A 1,598-nucleotide genomic window follows, 5' to 3' on the forward strand; every position below is an offset into this window, starting at 1 on the left:
TGGAATTTGACATCAAGACTTATACCATTGGCTTGGGAACTAATGGAAACGCGCTCTCGCCAGTAGCATATAATGAAGATGGATCCTATAGGTACGGGATGAGACAGGTTGAGATAGATGAGGAATTACTTAAAGCTATTGCCGACGCAACAGGAGGTCAATACTTTAGAGCAACAGATAATGAAAAATTAGAGGCCATTTATGATGAAATAAATAAATTGGAGAAAACAGAAGTTGAAGAATTTAAGTATTATAAATATGAAGAGAAATTCAGACCATGGATTCTATTGGCAGGAGCATTACTTATTGTTGAATGGTTCCTGAGAAATACTCTCTTCAGAAGTTTTATTTAAAATATGATCCAGTTAGACGAGAAAATATATTTCTATCTTTTGTCCATTATTCCTATAATGGTCGTTATTTATGTATTGCTTCAAATCTGGAAAAAAAGGACTCAAAAGAAATTTGCAACTTCCGACCTGTTGAAAAGACTATCCCCAAATAAGTCTAATTTTAAATCAGTTTTAAAATTAATTTTCCTGATAGTAGGGCTTTCATTTTTGGTTTTGGGTCTGGTAAACCCAAAAATTGGAACGAAATTAGAAACAGTTAAACGAGAAGGAGTTGATATTGTCTTTGCTATAGATGTTTCAAAAAGTATGTTAGCTGAGGATATTGCTCCCAACAGAATAGAGAAATCTAAACGCCTGGTTTCTGAAATTATTAATCAATTGGCAAGTGATCGAATAGGTATCATAGCATACGCAGGTCAGGCTTTTCCTCAACTGCCAATAACCACAGATTATGGTGCGGCCAAAATGTTTCTCCAAAGCATGAATACAGATATGCTTTCATCACAAGGAACCGCTATAAATGAAGCCATTGAACTTGCATCTACTTATTTTGATGATGAGGAGCAAACAAACAGGGTTTTGTTTATTGTTTCAGATGGCGAAGATCACTCAGAGGGTTCAACCTTAGATGCTGTTGAATTGGCCGTGGAAGAAGGAATAAGAATTTTTACTATTGGTGTTGGAAAGACAAAAGGCAGTCCAATTCCCATCAAAAGAAATGGTATAGTCGAAAGTTTAAAAAAAGATTCACAGGGTGAAGTGGTAATCACGAAACTAAATGAAGAGATCCTGGAAGAAATTTCAGACGAGGGAAATGGGGAATACGTAAACGGATCGAATACAGAAGATGCTGTGGAATTCATTAAAGAGCAATTAAATCAAATGGACAAAAAGGAATTTGAAGCTAAACAATTTGCCGAATATAAAGACCAATTTCAATGGTTTCTGGGCATTGGTCTTTTGTTTCTATTTTTGGAGGTTTTTCTACTAGACAGAAAAACCCAATGGCTTAAAAGAATGAATTTATTTAACGAGAAGGAAATTCACTAAAATGAAAAAGATTGTTTTATTTACATTTATTATAAGTTCTGCCGTTTTTTCACAGGATGATTTGAAAGAAAAGGAAAAAGCGCTTAAAGCCTCAACCGATATAACATTTGAAGCAAATAAAGAACTAGCTAATAATGATTTCATTGATGCAGAAGTGAACTACAGAAGAGCCATTTCCAAAAGTAATGACAATAC

At 34.4% G+C, this 1,598-nt stretch carries 2 protein-coding genes and 1 pseudogene; all 3 read left to right on the forward strand.

Going from position 1 to position 1,598, the window contains the following annotated elements; translation table 11 throughout:
• On the forward strand, positions 1–353 hold a 353-nt coding region (locus tag WBN20_RS13100; protein ID WP_424282020.1), incomplete at its 5' end, for a vWA domain-containing protein.
• A gap of 3 nt (positions 354–356) precedes the next feature.
• Positions 357–1,403 carry a VWA domain-containing protein gene (locus tag WBN20_RS13105; protein ID WP_424282021.1) on the forward strand — a complete coding sequence of 349 codons (1,047 nt, stop codon included), beginning with the start codon at positions 357–359 and terminating at the stop codon, positions 1,401–1,403.
• 1 nt (position 1,404) lies between these two features.
• Positions 1,405–1,598: pseudogene (locus WBN20_RS13110) on the forward strand (tetratricopeptide repeat protein); the annotation flags it as partial.

The organism is Eudoraea sp., assembly GCF_049665975.1.
Taxonomy (GTDB): Bacteria; Bacteroidota; Bacteroidia; order Flavobacteriales; family Flavobacteriaceae; genus Eudoraea.